Annotated in this window: 12 protein-coding genes and 1 pseudogene; 5 read left to right on the forward strand and 8 right to left on the reverse strand. The window is 57.8% G+C overall.

Features of this window, described 5'->3' with window-relative positions:
• Positions 1–324: 324 nt before the first annotated feature.
• Entirely contained in the window at positions 325–972 is a 648-nt protein-coding gene (locus ACTG2O_RS16385; RefSeq protein ID WP_439976349.1) for a thiopurine S-methyltransferase, read from the reverse strand.
• A gap of 286 nt (positions 973–1258) precedes the next feature.
• Complete coding sequence (locus ACTG2O_RS16390; protein ID WP_439976350.1) at positions 1259–2629, reverse strand: leucine-rich repeat-containing protein kinase family protein; 1371 nt, start codon at positions 2627–2629, stop codon at positions 1259–1261.
• A gap of 322 nt (positions 2630–2951) precedes the next feature.
• On the opposite strand from ACTG2O_RS16390, the gene ACTG2O_RS16395 reads away from it, so the two are divergent.
• Positions 2952–3716: an SDR family oxidoreductase gene (locus ACTG2O_RS16395; RefSeq protein WP_421211325.1), complete on the forward strand. Its 765-nt coding sequence runs from the start codon at positions 2952–2954 to the stop codon at positions 3714–3716.
• Positions 3717–3767: 51 nt separating this feature from the next.
• On the forward strand, positions 3768–4595 hold the full coding sequence (locus tag ACTG2O_RS16400; protein ID WP_439976351.1) for a bifunctional transcriptional activator/DNA repair enzyme AdaA: 828 nt from the start codon (positions 3768–3770) through the stop codon (positions 4593–4595).
• Positions 4596–4973: 378 nt separating this feature from the next.
• Here ACTG2O_RS16400 and ACTG2O_RS16405 read toward each other — a convergent pair whose 3' ends face one another.
• The 5 genes and pseudogenes from ACTG2O_RS16405 to ACTG2O_RS16425 all read right to left on the reverse strand — a co-directional run bounded on the left by ACTG2O_RS16405 (position 4974) and on the right by ACTG2O_RS16425 (position 12088).
• Complete coding sequence (locus tag ACTG2O_RS16405; protein ID WP_150995950.1) at positions 4974–6731, reverse strand: ATP-dependent nuclease; 1758 nt, start codon at positions 6729–6731, stop codon at positions 4974–4976.
• Positions 6732–7303: 572 nt separating this feature from the next.
• Positions 7304–7576 (reverse strand): hypothetical protein, encoded by a 273-nt coding sequence (locus ACTG2O_RS16410; protein WP_005337011.1) that lies wholly within the window; start codon positions 7574–7576, stop codon positions 7304–7306.
• A gap of 379 nt (positions 7577–7955) precedes the next feature.
• Positions 7956–9544 (reverse strand): annotated as a pseudogene (gene guaA / locus ACTG2O_RS16415) (glutamine-hydrolyzing GMP synthase).
• A gap of 84 nt (positions 9545–9628) precedes the next feature.
• Positions 9629–11092 (reverse strand): IMP dehydrogenase, encoded by a 1464-nt coding sequence (gene guaB / locus ACTG2O_RS16420; protein WP_005360033.1) that lies wholly within the window; start codon positions 11090–11092, stop codon positions 9629–9631.
• Positions 11093–11536: 444 nt separating this feature from the next.
• Entirely contained in the window at positions 11537–12088 is a 552-nt protein-coding gene (locus ACTG2O_RS16425) for a cytochrome b (protein ID WP_236349295.1), read from the reverse strand.
• 290 nt (positions 12089–12378) lie between these two features.
• Here ACTG2O_RS16425 and xseA point away from each other — a divergent pair, with 290 nt between their 5' ends.
• The gene (gene xseA / locus ACTG2O_RS16430; protein WP_439976352.1) at positions 12379–13758 is read left to right on the forward strand and encodes an exodeoxyribonuclease VII large subunit; all 1380 of its coding nucleotides are present in this window, start codon (positions 12379–12381) and stop codon (positions 13756–13758) included.
• Positions 13759–13874: 116 nt separating this feature from the next.
• On the opposite strand, the gene ACTG2O_RS16435 is transcribed toward xseA, so the two are convergent.
• Complete coding sequence (locus ACTG2O_RS16435; RefSeq protein WP_043851054.1) at positions 13875–14594, reverse strand: GntR family transcriptional regulator; 720 nt, start codon at positions 14592–14594, stop codon at positions 13875–13877.
• A gap of 246 nt (positions 14595–14840) precedes the next feature.
• On the opposite strand from ACTG2O_RS16435, the gene mngA reads away from it, so the two are divergent.
• Positions 14841–16787, forward strand: coding sequence for a PTS 2-O-a-mannosyl-D-glycerate transporter subunit IIABC (gene mngA / locus ACTG2O_RS16440; RefSeq protein ID WP_181269890.1), 1947 nt, complete (start codon positions 14841–14843; stop codon positions 16785–16787).
• An 86-nt stretch (positions 16788–16873) separates the two neighbouring features.
• A complete protein-coding gene (mngB, locus tag ACTG2O_RS16445; RefSeq protein WP_439976353.1) occupies positions 16874–19528 on the forward strand; it encodes a mannosylglycerate hydrolase in 2655 nt (884 codons plus the stop codon).
• The last annotated feature ends 12 nt before the right edge of the window (positions 19529–19540 follow it).

Consider the following 19540-nt stretch of genomic DNA (forward strand, 5'->3'; position numbering starts at 1 on the left):
CGACATCCCCCGCTTTTCCATTCCCACGGCATATCGCAGGCAATAAAAAGCCGACCCATCTGGGTCGGCTGGAAAAACCATAACAATTGCGACCAAAGCCGCCAAAAGTGAACATGAGCGTGAAAATCAGACACTGAGTTGCTGATCAGCAAGCGGGAAAGACCCGATACTCGCTTTGCAATGCCAACAGTGATTGAGAAACAGCCTCATATTAGGCACTCCCCCCGCCAGTCACGTTGATCTACGTCAAAGGAGGTAGCGAAGAGCGCGTAGCCCGATGATTTGTCGGCGCAGATCACCCTTTGGCCGCCCGCTAGCTGCCCGTTAACCCCGGCGAACCAGTCGGTAGGCCACCTCATCGAAGTAGGAGAGCTGACCCGACAGCACCCGCGGGTGATCCACCTCGGCGGCGCGCCCCAGCACCTCAATACGAAAATCGCGCTCGAACAGGGCTCGCACCTCCATCTCACCCACCGAGAAGGGGGGCTGACTCTGCTGCTCAGGCTGATATTCAAGGGTCACCAGCAGGATCTGGCCACCGGTCTCGACCAGCGAACTGATCAGGGCTGCATACTGGCGGCGCATCGCGGTCGGCAGGGCGATCAGCGCCGCGCGATCATAGACCAGCCGGTAACGGCGACCCAGACTGGAGGCGGCGAAAAAATCCCCCTGAAAAATGCGCAGGCTGTCCACTTGATGACACTGATAAGGGCCCACCTCGCTCACGGTGGAGGCAAGCTGGTTTTCACTGAAGAACTGGCTGACGGCAAGGCTGGATAACTCGAAACCATCGACCGGATGGCCCTGAGCGCTCAGCCAGAGCATGTCGCGGGATTTGCCACACAGGGGAACCAGCACCGGCTCGTCCGCTTGCTGGGCTGACCACCAGGATTGCAGCCAGTGGTTGAAGTCCGCCTGATGAAAGCCAATCCGGTTCTCTTCCCAACGCTGATGCCAAAACGCAGCTTCCATCGTTATTACCCTTCTGTACTAAAGATGCCTCAATATCACAACTTAACCGGCACCGCGCAACCCTCTGTCCTCCCCTTTTTGCCGCACAGCCTCTGCGTGTTATCGGGCGAATGGCGTGACGTCCCCTTGCCGCGCGCCTCGCTGTCGCAATGATCGCAATTGGCTGCGTTTATAACGGGCAAAGCATACCAATCCATGCAAAAACGTCATGGGAGTATGGCAATGAATGAATCAATGAAAGGAATGACATTGGCAGGCCAAAACGTGCCCGCCAACGCCAGAAAGATCACGACAGCGTGGCGCGAGCGGCCGCCAGCTGACGCTCGATATAAGCAAAATCGGGACGATCGGCGGGGAGTTCCGAGAGGCAGGCCGCTTTGAGCTGATGCAACCCATCAAGCGGTGAGTCTTGCGTATCGCAATGGGCCAACAGCTCCTCCAGCAAGCAACCAAAGGCGCGCACTTCCAGTCGCTCAAGGCCCAGCGCCCGCTCGCGGTCGCAGCGGTCATACAAGGAAGCAGCACCAAAATCCCCCAGCAGGGCGCGAGCCGGCACGTCAGACCCACGGGAAAACAGAATATTGTGGCCGTAGAGATCCCCGTGCATGATGCCCGCGCGGTGCAGATGGCCTGCCACCGAGGCGATGCCGTGGGCCATCGCCAGCGCATCCGGCACACTCAGATGCAGCCCCTCGGGATAGACATCCCGGGTGCAGGAGTCCAGGCTCGGCGGCCCGGCCAGATTGGCAAAGGCTGGGTCGATCAGCTCCATTACCAGCGCCGGAATGCCGGAGGGGTGATCCGCCACCTTGCCTATCACCTTGATAAGGTTGGGATGAGTGCCCGCCGCCAGCGACGCCGCCATCTCGCAGCGGGGCAGTCCATCGCTGGTCACCGCCCCCTTGAACAGCTTGACCGCCACCTGACTGGCATCGCCTCTATCGCTCGCCTGAGTCACTTCATCAGCAGTATTACCCACAAGGGTGGCGCGATGGATAACGCCGGATGCTCCCTGCCCCAGTAACTCGCCCAGCGCCAGCGTCTCCCAGGCAATGGGCGCGACATGGGCATCATCGATGGCGCGCGCCTCCGTCCCCTCGCTAAAGGGGTTGCCGGAGTAGGCAAGCCAGGAAAGGCGCGGCAGCGAGAGCAACCACTCGGGGAAGCGTTCGATGCGGTTGGCGGCGATGCGCAGCAGCTCCAGCTTGCGGCAGTTGGCAAGGCTGGCCGGCAGCTCGCGCAGGCGGTTGCCCGCCAGCATCAGCTTTTGCAGGGCATTGCACTGGCCCAGCTCATCGGGCAGCCTTTCAATTGCGTTATCGGTCAGGATCAGCCAGCGCAAACCGGCGGGCAGCGCTTTTGCCGAGACGGTGGCAATCTGGTTGGCCTTAAAGCCCACCATGGTGAGCTTCGGACAGCGCCCCAACACCTCGGGCAGCTCGGTAAAGCGGTTCTCGGAGCAGAAGATAATGCGCAGCTTGCCAAACCCGGCCAGCTCGTCAGGGAGCGCGCTTAGCTGGTTGCCGGTGAGATCCAGCACCTCCAGCGTCTCTTTCAGACTCAAAATCTCGTGGGGGAACTCCGTCAGATTTTCAGAGAGCTTCAAATGGCGGGCACCGCACAGTTCACCTGCGCGCAGCTGTTCCAGAGTATGCATAACCGTTTCTCAATCCTGATGATCTGCCTGATGACGTAGCCAGCCATCAGCGCGCGCCAAACCCGGGTCCGGCGGTTTTAAAGGGGGGCATTATAAAGAATTCGGGGCTCAGTTCTCCCCTTTTGTTGCCGCGAAGGCCTGTTTCGACATGTAGCAAAACGACTTGGGAACAAAGAGAGCAAGATTCGGGTCGTTCCGGCGAGGAGTGGTTGCCATAGTGGGGGCCAAACCCAAGTCGGTTGGAACCTATTGGGGTTCCAACCCACAGCCAACCCTGTGTACCACTGATTTGGCACACAACACACTCAGCGAGGGAACTGCCATGTCATTACTGTCCAACAAGGTCGCCATCATCACCGGCGCCAGCTCCGGCATCGGCCGCGCCAGCGCCATCCTGTTTGCCCGCGAAGGGGCCAGCGTCGTCGTCGGCGCCCGCCGCCAGCCCGAGCTGGATCTGCTGGTGGAGGAGATCCGCCACGAGGGGGGCCAGGCGGTGAGTCTGGCGGGAGATGTGAAAAGCGAGAGTTACGCCCGCGACCTTGTTGATCTCGCGCTAACCCGTTTCGGCGGGCTAGATATCGCCTTCAACAACGCCGGTACCACTGGCACGCCGGGCAGCGTAGAGCAGCTTGAACTGACGCAGTGGCAGGAAATTCTGGATACCAACCTCACCAGCGCCTTTGTGGGAGCCAAGTACCAGATCCCCGCCATGCAGGCGCGCGGCGGCGGCTCGCTTATCTTTACCTCCACCTTTGTCGGCCATACCCTGGGACTGCCCGGCATGGCGGCCTATGCGGCGAGCAAAGCGGGCCTCATTGGCCTGACCCGGGTGCTGGCCGCCGAGTATGGGGCACAAGGGATTCGGGTCAACGCCCTGCTGCCGGGGGGCACCGACACCCCCATGGGACGGGCTTTTGCCAATACGCCAGAGAGCCTCGCCTTTGTGCAGAATATGCATGCCCTCAAACGGCTGGCCCAACCGGAGGAGATCGCTCGCTCGGCCCTTTATCTCGCGTCCGATGCATCCAGCTTTACCACCGGCATTGCCCTGCTGGCCGATGGTGGGGTATCAATTTGTCGCACATGACGTTGTCGCCCCAAAGATCCTGCGACCGAAACCTTATCGTGAGAGCGCCTTATGTCTGATTACGCCCGCATCGCCGATGCCATCCGTTTTATCGCAAGTCAGGTGGAGCGTCAGCCCACTCTGGACGAGATAGCGGCGCACGTTCACTTAAGTCCCTTTCACTTCCAGCGGCTGTTCAGCCGCTGGGCCGGAGTGACGCCCAAACGCTATCTGCAAGTGCTGACCCTGGAGCGGGCCAAGGCGCTGTTGCAGGAGTCGCGCCCGCTGCTTGAGGTGGCCGATACCCTGGGCCTTAGCAGCGGCTCGCGGCTCTACGATCACTTCGTGCAGCTCGAAGCGGTAACGCCGGGCGAGTACAAACAGCGCGGGGCCGGGCTGGTTATTGATCACGGGGTGCACGACACCCCCTTTGGTCAGGCATTCGTCGCCCTGACCCAGCGGGGGGTGTGCAACTTCTCGTTTCTCGATGACAAGGCCCCAGAGGTGCCGCTGGCCACCCTCGCCCATAACTGGCCCGAGGCAGAGCTTAGGGAGGCGCCATCACGCACCCAGAACGTCATCAACACCATGTTCGATGGCAGCAAGGCGCCGGATCGCCCCATCTCCTTGCACGTGAGCGGCACCAACTTTCAGATCAGCGTCTGGCGGGCGCTGCTGCAGATCCCGCCCGCCAAGGTGGTGAGCTACGCCCAGGTGGCGAATGCCGTCGGCAACCCCAAAGCCGCCCGCGCCGTGGGGTTGGCGGTGGGCGCCAACCCCGTCGCCTTGATGATCCCCTGTCACCGGGTCATCCAGCAAAACGGCAAACTCGGCGGCTATCACTGGGGCGAGACCCGCAAACAGGCGATACACGCCTGGGAAGCGGCGAGGTATGAGTGAAGGTGGCCTTTATTCTGCTCGGCCTGATGGGGGTGACGAAACAGGAGTGTTGGTTGTGAGTCAGCAGACAATAAGGCTGTGCCGGACAAGCGTGCGGCGATATAAAGCGGGGAGATCAGAAGAATCGGGGCGCAGATCGCCCCTTTGGTTGCCTTGGCGCGGCATCGCGCTCAGCCGCCCCACCTCAGCGAATTGACGAAACAGGTAGGGTGCAATAAGCGCAGCGCAGCGCATTGCACCATTTGCCGCGCGGCTTTTGTGCAAGGTATGAGGAACAAAAGTAGAGGTGCAATTTCATTGCACCCTACGGCACTGAAATCACAAAAACCAACACGTAGTAAAGATGCTGCGAGTTGACTGTCCCCCTTGAAACGTTTGTTAGCTCACACACCATGTGACGAAAGCCTTTATATGCTTATGATCGGCAACTACATCTTCAAGTGGGTTATCTGTAAGTTTTTGCTTAAATTTATACCACTCTCCTGTTTCCTTTGCGTCGAGACAAAGATGTGGTTCAATTGCACCTAATGACCATATCCATATTGCGTTTTCTTTAAAATGCTCGCAAATAACATTAATTGGTTCTTTCGACTTTTCTTGACTAGCTAAAAGCTCATAAATATCCGAGGCTTTAAAGTTATTGCCTTTCGTTGGATTTCGTCCGTTTAATAGAAAGCCATGCTCCGGCTGCATTTCTTGTATGATATCCAAGCAAGCCTCTAAAGCAGGGTGATCCTTTTCAATAAGTTGCTTTGTTTTAGCTACAGTAAAAGCGAAATCTAAATCTGCTAAGGCCTTAGCAGGTATATTCATTTCTTTCAGGATAGAAAGCATTCCCGGTATATTTGGTGATCCTGTGGCTATTACTAATGCTAACTTCGACTCGCCAAGTGTCTTACCAGTAGCTGATTTAAATAAGGTTGGTAGTACATGCTTTTCTGTATCCCCCTCTGCAACTAGTACCATATCAGAAAATAGTATTTGTCCAAGATTATAGGTATCAAAAAGCAATCGTGCCTGAGATTCATTATCGTCAAGTACTTTTTCAATAGCCTCCCTTAACCGGCTTTCAACTTTAGTACCATCCTCATTTTTACGCACAATATTCGTAATTGGAATGTCTGCCTGATCTATCATAAAAGGTGAATGGGTTGAAAAAACAACTTGATAGCCTTTTTCCGCTAGAACTTTCAGTGAGCCACGGATTTGCTCGATCGCTTGAGGATGAAGAAACAGTTCAGGTTCATCGATCAGTAGTAAGTTGGTTTTGCCCTCTTTACTCACATCCTTAGTTATTTCTGCAAGATGCCTAATCAACGTCATCTGTATAGCACGCTGAGCTCCATGCCCCATATCTGAGAAATCGGTACTTCTTTGGTTACCAGTTTCGGTAACTTTGATATTACCTTGTTTAAATAAGTCACTAATGTCAGGTGTGGGGATGTCTAAATTTAGTTTTAAACCAGGAAAAAAATCACCGATTTTACCATTGATAGAGTCATCAAATTCAGAAAATTCTTGCAGTCTCTCATCACCATTAAGGTTCAATTTTTTCCCTATAGCTGACAAGGCTGTATTTATCTCTTCACCTTTCGTTTTTAAAATTTCTTTTTGCAAATTTGAAATTAGCTTACCTATTGTATTCCCCACCTTAAATTTAGAAACGTCCTCTGCCGAATCCTCCATCGAATTGATAAATGTTGGTTCAGGGAACAACGTTGTAACGGCTTGAGGTAATCCATTTGGATTACTCCATTCGCCATTAGGATTTAGAGGTGACCGAATACCAAGAACCACAGCATTTTTTGCTGTTCCGGGCTTTTCTTGGAAAAAACGAATATCTAATGAATCATCAACGATATAAGGCTCTAAGCTTACTTTTTGTGGTTCAGAAAGATGACTTAAAGCCTTATCACTTAGACCAACTAAGCGAGCAATAATTTCTATAGGTTTTTTTGTATCGTTAAAGCTTGAATCTGTTTGCCCCTTCCCCCTAACAAGTGCATCTAAACATTTGAGAATGTTAGATTTACCAGCATTATTGTAACCCACAAGCGGAGTAAATTTTTCTAATTTAATTTTCGTATTCTTACATGAACGAAAATTTTTAATTTCCAATTCCGATATTCTATGCATTTTATTATTTTCCCTTTGTGAGCCAACTCTCGCTTAATGGACAGACAACGCCACTGTCAATATTCTGCATAACACCGTAATAAAAAACCAACACACACTAAAAATGCCAAGCGTTGGCTGTCCCTCTTGAAACATTTGTTATGTATTACACACTCAAAATTTGTAACCGACCAATTTATATAAGCTGATTTTTAACGCCTAGACCATATTTCAATACATCAATTGTAAATTGATACAGCTTCATTCCAGAATAACAGCCAAGCTACCACCAGAGAGCATCTAATTTGCAGCTTTTGATCAACGCGATGTCTCTGGTTTGATTCATCGGTGACTTCAAAGAGGTCATATCCAGACGGATATCCTAGCGAGCAAGGCAGATAAGCAAAAGCGAATGATGATAGTTTCCTGAGCAAGATCAACAAATCAATCAATAAGTACAAATACTGACCACGCATCAGAGGTAACTGGTAGTGGAAATAAGAAAGACGCCCTAAGGCGTCTTTCTTATTTTAAGGACTTGGAGCAAAAAGGTTGGAGGTTATTCCCCCTCCCCACTTTGCCCTACCACCCAATCAGATTGGTGTAATGGAGGTGATATGGGCATCCCCGTCCAGTGATTTGAAGATCTGCACCACGGCTTCACCATGGATCGGTTTGGCAAGCGGCACTGTGCTCTTGCACTTGAAGCGGTAGTTGGTACCAGCAACCACTTGAGTGGAGACTTCAAAGGGTACGTACTGCACCCCGACAAATCCTTTCAGTGCCTGATCAAATACCGCCTGATCCTCGGCGGTCAGCTTGTGATATGCGGTCCATCCACCCACCAACACTGCTTGTTCTGACATATCAAACTCTCCGTGCTCTATGATCCCGACTCGTTTGGCCGTTCGGGCTGCGCCCCGTTGATTCAAGTGGTTTCCGGTCTCCACCGGGGTGTCATCACTGCCGGTTGGCGCGATGACGATGGGCCCGTTTGCGCAGCTATCTGCAACTGGATCAGCCCTCACCCCAGCCACAAGCCGCTGTTGACAGCAGGCTCAATTGGCATGAGAGAGCCTAGTGCGGGATGGCAAAAATGCCCCTGTCACATATGACAGGGGCAAGGTGGCGAAAAAGCTGCTCTAAAAAAGAAGATGTGTAGCGCAAACGATTGAGAAAAGAAAAGACGCCTCAAGGGCGTCTTTTTGCATTTTTATGCTCGATGGGCAGAAGGGCGCGAGCCGCTTATTCCCATTCGATGGTTGCAGGCGGCTTGCCGGAAACGTCGTACACCACGCGGGAGATACCGTTGATCTCGTTGATGATGCGGTTCGATACGTGACCGAGGAAGTCGTACGGCAGGTGAGCCCAGTGGGCGGTCATAAAGTCGATGGTTTCGACGGCACGCAGGGCAATGACCCAGTCATATTTGCGACCATCGCCCATCACGCCAACGGAGCGCACCGGCAGGAACACGGCGAATGCCTGGCTGACCTGGTTGTAGAGGTCAGCTTTGCGCAGCTCTTCGATAAAGACCGCATCGGCGCGGCGCAGAATATCGCAGTACTCTTTCTTCACTTCGCCAAGGACGCGCACGCCCAGACCCGGGCCCGGGAACGGGTGACGGTAAAGCATGTCGTAGGGCAGACCCAGCTCGAGGCCAACGCGGCGCACTTCGTCTTTGAACAGCTCGCGCAGCGGCTCGACCAGACCCATCTTCATCTCTTCCGGCAGGCCGCCGACGTTGTGGTGAGACTTGATGACGTGGGCTTTGCCGGTCTGCTGGCAGCAGATTCGATAACGTCCGGATAGATGGTGCCTTGTGCCAGCCACTTGGCGTTTTTCAGCTTCTTGGCTTCATCATCAAACACTTCGACGAAGACGCGGCCGATGATCTTGCGCTTGGCTTCCGGCTCGTCAACACCGGCCAGGGCTGAGAGGAAGCGCTCTTCGGCTTCAACCTTGATGATGTTCAGACCAAAGTGGTCACCAAACATCTCCATCACCTGCTCGCCTTCGTTCAGACGCAGCAGACCGTTGTCCACGAAGACGCAGGTCAGGCGATCGCCGATGGCACGGTGCACCAGCATGGCGACCACGGAGGAGTCGACACCACCGGAGAGACCGAGGATCACTTCATCGTCACCCACCTCCTCGCGGATGCGGGCAACGGCGTCGTCAATGATGGTGGCCGGGGTCCAGAGGCATTCGCAGCCGCAGATGTCTTTGACGAAGTGCTCCAGCATGCGGGCACCCTGACGGGTGTGGGTCACTTCCGGGTGGAACTGCACGCCGTAGAAGCGCTTGGCTTCGTTGGCCATGGCCGCGTGCGGGCAGGTCGGGGTCTGGGCGATGGTGGTGAAGTCGGCCGGAATGGTGGTGACCTTGTCACCGTGGCTCATCCAGACATCCAGCAGGGCATTGCCGTTGTCGGCGATGGCATCTTCGATATTGCGCAAGAGCGCGCTGCTCTTGCCAGCTTCGCCCAGCACTTCCACCTTGGCGTAACCGAATTCACGCTCGGTGGAGGATTGCACCTTGCCACCCAGCTGCTCGGCCATGGTCTGCATGCCGTAGCAGATACCGAACACAGGGACACCGGCGTTGAACACATACTCGGGGGCGCGCGGGCTGCCCGCTTCGGTGACAGACTCGGGGCCGCCGGAGAGGATGATGCCGCTCGGATTGAATTCGCGGATCTGCTCTTCGGTTACATCCCAGGCCCACAGTTCGCAGTAAACGCCGATTTCGCGCACGCGGCGGGCGATCAGCTGGGTGTACTGGGAACCGAAGTCGAGGATAAGGATACGGTGCTGGTGAATGTCTTTAGTCATTTTATTCCTGCATCAGGCTGATGTTGTCACAAAGGGCACGGGATAAAAAAAGGGTGGAAAAACGGGGCGCAGGGCCCCGTTTTATCAGCCCATCCGATAGTTGGGGGCTTCTTTGGTAATGGTCACATCGTGGACGTGGGACTCTTTCATCCCGGCGCCGGAGATGCGCACGAACTCAGCTTTGGTGCGCATGTCGTCGATGGTGGCGCTGCCGGTCAGGCCCATGGAGGAGCGCAGGCCGCCCATCTGCTGGTGGATGATCTCTTTGAGGCGACCCTTGTACGGCACGCGGCCTTCGATGCCTTCCGGCACCAGCTTGTCGGCGGCGTTGTCGGTCTGGAAGTAGCGGTCGCTGGAGCCTTTGGACATGGCGCCCAGAGAACCCATACCACGGTAGGATTTGAAGGAGCGACCCTGATAGAGCTCGATCTCGCCCGGCGCTTCTTCAGTACCGGCGAACATGGAACCCACCATGACGCAGCTGGCGCCTGCGGCAATGGCCTTGGCGATGTCGCCGGAGAAGCGGATACCGCCATCGGCAATCACCGGAATACCGGTGCCTTCCAGCGCGTCAACAGCGTCGGAGATGGCGGTGATCTGGGGCACACCCACGCCGGTCACGATACGAGTAGTACAGATGGAGCCCGGGCCGATACCGACCTTGACGGCGTTGACACCGGCAGCAGCCAGCGCCTTGGCGCCCGCGGCGGTCGCCACGTTGCCACCGATGATCTGCAGATCCGGATAGGCGTCGCGAGTGGCCTTGATGCGATCCAGCACACCCTGGGAGTGGCCGTGGGAGGAGTCGATCAGCAGCACGTCAACACCGGCTTCCACCAGCGCGGCGACGCGCTCTTCGTTGCCGGCACCGGCACCAACCGCAGCACCGACCCGCAGACGACCCTTGTCATCTTTACAGGCGTGGGGCTTGCGCTCGGCTTTCTGGAAATCTTTAACGGTGATCATGCCCTTGAGTTTGAAGTCGGCGTTCACCACCAGCACTTTTTCGATACGGTGCTTTTGCATCAGGGCAACCACCTCTTCGCGAGGGGCCCCTTCACGCACGGTGACCAGACGATCTTTCTGGGTCATGATCTGTTCAACGGTCTGGGAGAGGTCAATCACGAAGCGCACGTCACGGCCGGTGATGATACCGACCAGCTGATTGCCGTCAGTCACCACGGGGTAACCGGCGAAGCCGTTCTTGTGGCTCAGCTCCTTGATTTGGGCGATGGTCATGTCAGGGCGCACGGTGACGGGGTCAGTGACCACGCCGCTCTCGTACTTCTTGACCTTGCGCACTTCGGCAGCCTGCTGCTCGATGGACATGTTCTTGTGGATAAAGCCGATACCGCCTTCCTGGGCCAGTGCGATAGCCAGACGGGCTTCGGTCACTGTGTCCATGGCAGCGGAGATCATCGGGATGTTCAAGCTGATGGCGGAGGTCAGCTTGGTACGCAGATCGGCAGTATTGGGAAGAACTTCGGAGTGGGCGGGAACCAACAGTACATCGTCGAAGGTTAACGCTTCTTTGGCAATCCTGAGCATGGCAATATCTCACCGTTGAGGAAGTGGGGGTGTAAAATATTGCCGACGAAGTTTACTCACGCATTGGTCACTGGTAAAGAAGTTTTTTGAATTTTTTATGGCATAGCCCTCTTTTAGGCGGCCAAAACGCCAAAAAACCAAGATTATCAGTACGAAAAGCGCCATTTCGGGGCAAAAGAGTTGGCTAACCGGTGATTTATGCAAAACCGGTAGGTGCCGACGCAGCCTAACCCCCATGCAAAGGGATGATCGACAGGGGCTCAGGGGGCAAGCGGCCTCTGACCACCCTCCCCTTGTCTTGTGTCCTTGTATCGTCTCTTGCCCTCGCGGCGACCACTCGCACCGGTATCATTCTCTTCTCAATGTCCTTTGCTCGGGCTGGATAATAAATTTCGCCCGCTGCCAATATATATTTTCTGGCAAAACAAGGGTTGCCTCTCTTTATTATTTTCGCCCCACCATCCGCAGCAAGGTATTATCTTTATCCAGCAGATGATGTTTCAACGCCCCGACAATGTGCACCAGCAAAAATGCCAGCATGACATATGGCAAATATATATGGACTGTGTGAGCAATATCCCGAACGGATTCACTGAATGGAATCACATTGGCAGGATCATGGATATCTGGATTCATCGGGATAATAGACCAGCCAAATATCGCGACACCTCGGCCAGCCGCTGCGGAATAACAGAGACCAGACACCGGAATAAGCAGCGTTGAAATCAGCAACCCCCAGTGGATCGCCCTGGCTGCCAATGCCTCGTAAACAGGATATTGACGCACAGGCTCAGGCCACCCTCTAACAAGGCGGAGAATGGCGCGGGGCAGGATCAAGATCAGTGCAATCACCCCCAGGGATTTATGTAGGGCATAGAGATCCCATATTTCAAATTTCACCATCAGATAACCTACAAGGGTCAGGCCAATCATCAGCAAGGCAACCGACCAGTGCAGCAAACGGGTCGTCAAACTTAAACGGGTTGAGGGATTCATAAGCTACTCCAAACAGGGGGCGAGTGAACGTTGGTCAAAATGGTGGCGCCGTGAACATCAGCAGCACCTGAGATATCAACGGCATCTAGGCAAGCTGCAACGCGGCCAGATGCGGGCAAGCGCGAGGGCTTTTATCGGGAGCCATACTGCCTGCCCGGATAAACGGCAGCGTTTCCAATCTTGCTTTTCTGCTGCTGGCGCCGCCTGCTTAACGCCCTCCCCCTGTTTCGGGTTAAGATAGCGGCCATCGTTTTATCCCGGCTCCGCCGGGGCAGACCACAGGTACGCCTTTGAACCGATTTACCCCATCCAGTGCGGCGAGCGGCCGCGAGCAGCAGGTCTTTACCGTCACCCGCCTCAACAGCGCCGTGCGCATGATCCTGGAGCAGGATCTGGGGCTGGTGTGGCTGACCGGCGAGCTCTCCAATCTGGCGATGCCAAGCTCCGGCCACTGGTACTTCTCCCTCAAGGACATGTCGGCGCAGGTGCGCTGCGCCATGTTCAAGGGCAACAACCGGCGGGTGGCCTTCCGCCCGCAGGATGGCATGCAGGTGCTGGTTCAGGCGCGGGTCTCCCTCTATGAGCCGCGCGGCGACTACCAGCTGATCATCGAGTCGATGCAGCCGGCGGGCGACGGCGTATTGGCCCTGCGTTTTGAAGAGCTCAAGCGCCGCCTCGGCGCCGAGGGGCTGTTTGACGAAAGCCGCAAGCGGCCGCTGCCCCGTGAACCGCGGGCGGTGGGCCTTATCACCTCCGCCACCGGCGCGGCTTTGCACGATATGCTCACCGTGCTCAAACGGCGTGCGCCGGATCTGCCGGTCTTTATCTACCCGACTCAGGTACAAGGCAGCGCCGCCATCAGCCAGATCGTCGCGGCGATCGCCAAAGCGAACCAGCGCGCCGAGGTGGATGTGCTGATCGTCGGCCGTGGCGGCGGGTCGCTTGAAGATCTCTGGTGCTTTAACGAAGAGGCGGTGGCGCGCGCCATTGCCCACTCCGCCATACCTGTGGTGAGCGCAGTGGGCCACGAGGTGGATGTCACCATCAGCGACTTTGCCGCCGACTTGCGCGCCCCTACCCCGTCGGCCGCCGCCGAGCTGGTGGCGCCAGACAATCAGGCCCGCATCCAGCGCATCGCCCACCTCAAACAGCGACTGCTGCAGGCGATGAGCCGCCAGCAGACCACCGCCCGCCACGATTTCATCCTGCTGCAAAAGCGGCTCGACCATCAGGATCCGAAGCGGCGGCTGGAGCAACAATCCCAGCGCCTAGACGAACTTTCTGCCCGTTTGCAGCAACTGCTGCGCCAGCGGCTGCATCAGGGTGAGCGGCGCCTCACCAACCTTGAACTGCGCCTGCAAGGCAAGAGTCCTGAGCGCCTCTTGGCAGCTGGCAAGCGCCGCCACCAGCTGGCCGAGGAGCGGCTTCATGCCCTGATTGCCAAGCGGCAAGACCTTGCTAGACACCGCCTCGCCATGCTCACCGCCCGCCTCGACGGGGTGAGCCCGCTCGCCACCCTGGGGCGCGGTTACTCCATCACCCGCACTGTGCGCGGCGAAGTCATCAGCCGCGCCGATCAGGTCAACAGTGGCGATCAGCTCATCACCACCCTGGCGCAAGGGAGCCTGCAGGTGCGGGTCGAGGGGATCGTCAAGGACTCTGCGCAGTAGGTCGGCTGCATCAAACCACCAGCCAATCTGCTATTCAGCCCGGCAATCAGCCAAAAACAAAGGCCACCACCGCAAACACGGTGGTGGCCTTTTTTATCTCAGGTGCTGTCGCCTGCTCACCCCTTGGCGCGGCGCGCCACCAGGGTGAACTTGTAATCATCGCTCTTGAAGAAGTTGCGACTGAACTCGAACACGGTGCCATCTTGCAAGAAGCCACGGGAGACCTTCTCGATAATGGGCTTGGCGGGATCGATACCGAGCGCCTCCACTACCTGCGCCGAGGGGAGCACCGGAATGATCTCCTGCTCGCTGCGGTCAATCACCAGTTGCTTCACCTCTTCGATGTAGTGGTACTTGGAGCCCTGCATCACCGCATAACTGAGATCGGGAAAAAGGGCGAGCGGCATCCAGGTCTCCTCCAGCGTCACTGCAATCTGGCGAATAAAGCGTACCCGCTTGACGTAGTAGACCAGCGCCCCCTCCACCAGATTGAGCCGCTCGGCCAGCTCGCTGCTCGCCTTGATCACCTCGAAGGCGAGAATGTCACTGTGGGTCTCGGCCGCCGGATCGGTCACCTTCTCATAGAGGCTGGTGAGCTGATAGATGTCGTAGTTCACCTTCTCCTGCCGCACATAACTGCCGCTGCCCTGAATGCTCTCGATGACGTTGAGTTCGGTCAGCTGCTTGAGGGCCTGACGCACCGTCACCCGGCTCACCCCGAACTGCTCGCGCAGCTCGGCTTCGGTGGGCAGGGCATCGCCGGGGGCCAGCTCCCCTTGCGCAATCCACTGCTGGATGGTGTCGGCTATCTGGCGATACATGGGTTTTTTCGACACGAAAGGCCACCTCGTTGGCTCTGCGCCATGATAAATGGAAGAGGCGCCATTCTACCCCAGTTGCCCGGCAGACAAAACGGCTCGCCCCATTTGACCTAACAAATCACCTTGATCAAACAATACAAAAACAATACAAATAACGAATTGTATGATACCACTCACAAAAATCAGTCGGCCGGTTTGTTAGCATCGCTGTCACTTTCACCATGACGGCTTGCTGGCAAGCCAACCAGACAGAGGATCATCATGAATCTGACCAGTCTTACCGGCCCCCATCTCATCACGTTGCAAACCCGGTTTGCCGATCGGGATGCGGCCATTCATGCCCTGGCTGATCGGCTCGATCAGGCCGGCAAGCTGCACGACAAGGCCGCCTTTCTGGCTGCTGTCATGGCCCGCGAGGCGCAGGGCCCCACCGCCCTTGGCGAAGGGCTGGCGGTACCCCACGGCAAGTGCGATGCGGTGCGTGAAGCAGCCTTTGCCGTCGCGACCCTGAGCGAGGAGCTGGGCTGGGAGGGGATCGACGGCCCCGAGCCGGTCAACCTGATCTTCATGCTGGCGATCCCGACCGATCAGGCGGGCTCCACCCATATGCAGCTGCTCACCACCCTCACCACTGCCCTGGTGGATGACGATACCCGCGAGGCGGTGCTGGCGGCCCAGAGTGCCGAGCAGCTGATGGCGCTGCTTGATGGTGAAGGGGATGGCGACAAGCAACCAGAAAAAGAAGACAACTTAAATACAAATAAACCCACTGTGGTCTGTGTCACCGCCTGCCCGGCGGGGATCGCCCACACCTATATGGCTGCCGAGTATCTGGAAAAGGCGGGGCGCAAGCTGGGCATTCGGGTACTGGTCGAAAAGCAGGGTGCCAACGGCATCGAGGACCGCCTGCCGCAAGAGGCGCTCGATGCTGCGGTGGCCTGTATCTTCGCCGCCGAGGTGGCCATCAAGGAGCAGGAGCGTTTCGCCGGTATCCCCCGGATCGAGACGCCGGTGGCCGAGCCCATCCGCCATGCCGAGCGGATCCTCAATGATGCGCTGGAAGCGGCCAAGGCCGGTCGCACAGCCCCGACGCCCAACCCCGGCCAGAGCGATGCGCCGACCAGCAAAAAGGTGACCCTCAAGACCGAGCTCAAGCAGGCGCTGCTGAGCGGTATCTCCTTTGCCGTACCGCTGATCGTGGCAGGCGGTACCGTGCTCGCCGTCTCTGTGCTGCTGGCCCAGATCTTCGGCCTGCAACATCTATTTGATACCGAGAACTCCTGGCTCTGGATGTACCGCAAGCTGGGCGGTGGCATGCTGGGCACCCTGATGGTGCCGGTGCTGGCGGCCTATACCGCCTACTCGCTGGCAGACAAACCGGCGCTGGGCCCGGGCTTTGCGGCGGGACTGGCCGCCAACATGATTGGCTCCGGTTTTCTCGGCGGTGTGGTCGGTGGTCTTATCGCCGGTTACCTGATGCGCTGGGTCAAGCAGCATGTGCGTCTGAGCCCCAACTTCAACGGCTTTCTCACCTTTTACCTCTATCCGGTGATCGGCACCCTGGTGGCGGGCAGCCTGATGCTGTTTGTCATCGGCCAGCCGGTAGCCTGGCTCAACAACAGCCTCACCGAGTGGCTCAACGGCCTCTCCGGCACCAATGCGCTGGTACTGGGCGCCTTGCTCGGCTTTATGTGCTCGTTTGACTTGGGTGGCCCGGTCAACAAGGCGGCCTACGCCTTCTGCCTCGGCGCCATGGCCAACGGGGTCTACGGCCCCTACGCCATCTTCGGCGCGGTCAAGATGGTCTCGGCCTTTACCGTCACCTTCTCCACCCTGCTGGCGCCGCGCCTGTTCCAGACCTTCGAGATCGAGACCGGCAAGTCCACCTGGCTGCTGGGGCTGGCGGGGATCACCGAGGGCGCCATTCCGATGGCCATCGAAGATCCGATCCGGGTGATCGGCTCCTTCCTCGCAGGCTCGGTGGTCACCGGCGCCATGGTGGGTGCCATGGGGATTGGTCTCTCCACCCCGGGGGCCGGCATCTTCTCCCTGTTCCTGCTCCACGATGGCGGCCACGGCGCCCTGATGGCTGCCGCCGTCTGGCTCGGTGCGGCGCTGGTGGGCACCCTTATCTCCACTGTGGTGCTGATCGGCTGGCGCCGTCACGCCATGCAGCGCGGCACCTATCAGGTGGTCGCCGCAGAGTAAGGCGCATCTTCACCACCACTTTTTCAACAGACTATTTTTCCGCACGGCAGGCAAGGGCCGCCGTGCGTCAGCAAAGGATCATTGTCATGACAGTTTCACGAGTTCACATCACCCCGCACATGCACTGGGATCGGGAGTGGTACTTCACCACCGAGGAGTCCCGCATCCTGCTGGTCAACAACATGGCGGAGATCCTGGCGCGTCTTGAATCCGACCCCGACTACAAGTTCTATGTGCTCGATGGCCAGACCGCGGTGCTGGAGGATTACTTCGCCATCCAGCCCGAGAACAAGGCCCGGGTGAAGGCGCTGGTGGAAGCGGGCAAGCTCATCATCGGCCCCTGGTACACCCAGACCGACACCATGCAGGTGAGCGGCGAGTCCATCCTGCGCAACCTGCTCTACGGGATGCGCGACTGCCTTAGTCTTGGCGAGCCGATGAAGATCGGTTACCTGCCCGACTCGTTCGGCATGTCCTCCCAGCTGCCCCACATCTTCAACGGCTTCGGGATTGACCGGGCCATGTTCTGGCGCGGCTGCTCCGAGCGCCACGGTACCGACAAGACCGAGTTCCTCTGGCAGAGCAACGATGGCAGCGAGGTGACCGCCCAGGTACTGCCGCTCGGCTACGCCATCGGCAAATACCTGCCAGAAGATGAGGCTGGCCTGCGCAAGCGGCTCGAATCCTACTTCGAGGTGCTGGAGAAGGCCTCGGTGACCAAGGATATCCTGCTGCCCAACGGCCACGACCAGATGCCGCTGCAGCAGAACATCTTCGCCATCATCGACAAGCTGCGGGAAATCTACCCTCAGCGGGAATTCCACATGAGCCGCTTCGAGCAGGTCTTCGAGCGCATCGAGGCGTGCCGCGACCAGCTGGCCACCCTCAAGGGGGAGTTCAACGACGGCAAATACATGCGGGTACACCGCACCATCTCCTCCACCCGGATGGACATCAAGCTGGCCCACGCCGCCATCGAGAACAAGATCGTCAACATCCTCGAACCGCTGGCGAGCATCGCCTGGGCACTCGGCTTCGAGTACCACCACGGGCTATTGGAGAAGATGTGGAAGGAGATCATGAAGAACCACGCCCATGACAGCATCGGCTGCTGCTGTAGCGACAAGGTGCATCAGGAGGTGATGACCCGCTTCATTCTGGCCGACGACATGGCCGAGAACCTGATCCGCTTCTACATGCGCAAGATTGTCGACAACATGCCGGTGGCGCTCTGTGAAGACGGCGTGCAGGTGGCCGACAAGCTCTGCCTGTTCAACCTGATGCCCTTCCCCCGTCAGGAGGTGATCAATACCAGCATCCGCATTCGCGCCCAATCCTTTGCCCTGAGCGATGAGGCGGGCCAGCCGGTTCCCTACTTCATCCGCGCCAAGCGCGAGATTGATCCTGGTTTGGTAGACAGACAGATCGTGCACTACGGCAACTACGACCCCTTTATGGAGTACGACATCCAGCTCTGCCATCCGCTGCCGGCTATGGGCTACGGCACTCTCCATATCGAGGGCAATCAGCCGGGACTGGAGCAGCCGGTGATGGCCAGCGGCGAGCTGCTGGAGAACGATTTTTACCGCATCGCCCTCAATGACAACGGCACTTTGCAGATCCTGGACAAGCTTCGCGGCACCACCTTCGATCAGGTGCTCACGCTGGAAGAGGGCTCCGATGATGGCGACGAGTATGACTACTCGCCGTCGCGGGACGAATGGCTGCGCTACTCCACCGAGTTTGCAGTGACCCGCGAGGTTACCCATCAGGCATGGCAGAGCATCGCCACGCTCAAACTGCGTATGGCATTGCCTGCCAACCTCGCCGAGCGAGCCAACCGTCAGTGCAGCGGTCACCTTGATGTCACCTGCCGCATCACCCTGGCGCACCAGAGCCCGCGTATCGATATCGAGCTGGAGCTCGACAATCAGGCCGATGACCACCGGGTGCGAGTGCTGATCCCCACCCCCTTCCCGAGCGACACCGTGGTCTCTGACAACCAGTTTGGCTGCATCACCCGCCCCACCCGCGACAGCGCCATGGCGAACTGGGAAGCGGAGGGGTGGAAAGAGGCCCCCATTCCGGTCTGGCAGCTGATGAACTTCGTCGCCCTGCAAGATGGCAAGCAGGGGCTGGCGGTGCTGAGCGACGGTCTGCGCGAGTTTGAAGTGATTGGCGAGCAGTGCGACACCCTGGCACTCACCCTGCTGCGCGGGGTCGGCGTACTCGGTAAAGAGGAGCTGCTGCTGCGCCCGGGTCGCCCCTCCGGCATCAAGCTGCCCACCCCGGACTCTCAGGTGCGCGGCAAACTCAGCTGCCGTTTCAGCCTGCTGGCGTTTGCCGGCGATCACATCAGCGCCAACGTGATGCAGGCGGCGCGCAGCTACCTCACCCCGGTGCGCTGCTACAACAAAATCCCGTTCGATGCCATGAAGCTCAACAAGGCGAGCTTCACCACCCCGCTGCAGTTCAGTCTGCTCACCATGGATCCCTCCGGTCCGGTGCTGAGCGCCCTGAAAAAGGCAGAGGATGAAGAGGCGCTGGTGATCCGGGTCTACAACCCGAGCGAGCAGGCGGTGCTGGAGGGAGGCAAAGTGAGCAGCGAACACCCCCTGAGCGACTGGCAAGCGGTGCGGATGGACGAACAGCCCCTGCCCCTTGAGCTGGCCGCAGGCGAGTTTGGCGAGCTGGCGCCCTGCCACTCCCGCAGCGTGCGCTTTCGGGTGGCTCGCGGCTAACCACCGGTAACA

Source organism: Aeromonas sp. 61P (assembly GCF_051919545.1).
GTDB classification, from domain to species: domain Bacteria; phylum Pseudomonadota; class Gammaproteobacteria; order Enterobacterales; family Aeromonadaceae; genus Aeromonas; species Aeromonas veronii.